General features: G+C 63.7%; 1 protein-coding gene and 1 pseudogene. One reads left to right on the top strand and one right to left on the bottom strand.

Annotation, left to right across the window (positions count from 1 at the left end; all coding sequences use genetic code 11):
- Window positions 1-390, bottom strand: a pseudogene (locus DBR20_RS04040) (hypothetical protein); the annotation flags it as partial.
- Between the two features lie 296 nt (window positions 391-686).
- On the opposite strand from DBR20_RS04040, the gene DBR20_RS04035 reads away from it, so the two are divergent.
- On the top strand, window positions 687-1,690 hold a 1,004-nt coding region (locus tag DBR20_RS04035; RefSeq protein WP_108265277.1), incomplete at its 3' end, for a class I SAM-dependent rRNA methyltransferase.

Raw genomic sequence — 1,690 nt, 5'->3', positions numbered from 1 at the left:
GATCATGATCGTACGCAGCACGATCGCACCCAGGATGCCGATGATCAGCACCTTCTGGCGCTGTTCCTCCGGCACCGCGAAGTAGCTCATGATCATCAGGAAGACAAAGATGTTGTCCACCGCCAGCGCCTTCTCGACCAGGTAGCCGGTCAGGAACTCCAGGCCGACCTTGTTGGCCACGACCTGGCCGGCGGTCTCGTTCAGGTAGAACCAGAGGCCGCCGTTGAAGGCCAGCGCCAGCGCGACCCAGCCGATGGACCACCACAGGGCCTCCTTGAAGGTGACCTTGTGCGGGCCACCATGGCGCATCAATACGAGGTCGACCAGCAGGGCGATGACCACCACCGCTGCGAAGCCGCCCCACAACCACAAATTACCGATCGTCTGCATGGGTTTGTCCGTTGGGAAAATGAAAAATGCCTCAAGCCGGACGGCGAGGATCTGCAACGGAGGATCGGGAGGGGATCCAGGGACAGAGCTTCGCCAGTACGGCGAAGGTCTCGCTCGCAGTTCCGATGGGCCGGAACTGCCGTTGCACCGGAGCCTGCGGGCTCGAATTGACGGCGACAACGTCTGGGAGCTACTCCCCTTCTGCCGCCGATTCTGCGGCCTGGCCGGGCCGGCGTCAAATGCCCGGGCCCTCACCGGATTTCCGGCGTCCGGCGCCCCCCGGCTACAATAGGTGGATGAATACCCCCCTTCCCGTTGTCCGCCTCAAGAACGCGTGGCGTTCCAGCCACCCGTGGATCTTCCAGAAACTGGTCGAGAAGCCGACCGTCCGGCCCAAGCCCGGCTCCCTCGTCGACGTCGTCGGCGTGGATGGCGAGTTCATCGGCCGTGGCTTCTACAACGGGCATTCGCGTATTGCCGTACGCATCCTCGAAACCGACCCGCAGATCCCGGTGGACGCGGGCTGGTTCTCGCGCAAGATCGCCCAGGCGGTGTCGCTGCGTCGTGAGGTGCTGAAGCTTGATGCGGTGTCCGACGCATGGCGCGTGGTGCACAGCGAAGGTGACGGCCTGTCCGGCCTGGTGGTGGACCGTTACAACGACCTGGTGGTGGTGGAGTTCTTCGCCGCCGGCATGTTCCGCCACCGCGAGTGGATCTACGACGCCCTGCGCGAACAGTTCCCGGGTTGCCGCTTCCACAGCTTCGCCGACGAACACGTGCAGAAGCAGGAAAGCTTCGACTTCCACGGCAACACCACCACCGAAGCGTCGGTGATCACCGAGTACGGCATCAAGTTCCGCGCCGACCCGGCCGGTGCGCACAAGACCGGTTTCTTCGCCGACCAGCGCGAGAACCGTGAGTGGCTGAGCCAGCAGGTGGAAGGCAAGAGCGTGCTCGACCTGTGCTGCAACACCGGCGGCTTCGCCGTGTATGCGGCCGCGCGTGGTGCATCGGAAGTGGTCGGCATCGACATCGATGAAGACGTCATCCAGATCGCCAAGGGCAATTCGCGTCTGAACAACGTGCGCCCGAAGTTCGTCCAGTCCGACATCTTCCCGTGGCTGCGTGATGCGGCCAATCGCGGCGAGAAGTACGACGTGGTGATCCTGGACCCGGCGAAGATGACCCGCGATCGCGAGCAGGTGATCACCGCGCTGAAGAAGTACCTGGACATGAACAAGCTGGCGCTTGGCGTGGTCAAGCCAGGTGGCCTGTTCGCCACGTTCTCCTGCACCGGCCT

The organism is Stenotrophomonas sp. HMWF023 (assembly GCF_003060985.1).
GTDB lineage: Bacteria > Pseudomonadota > Gammaproteobacteria > Xanthomonadales > Xanthomonadaceae > Stenotrophomonas > Stenotrophomonas lactitubi.
This window is presented reverse-complemented; position numbering and strand designations above follow the sequence as displayed.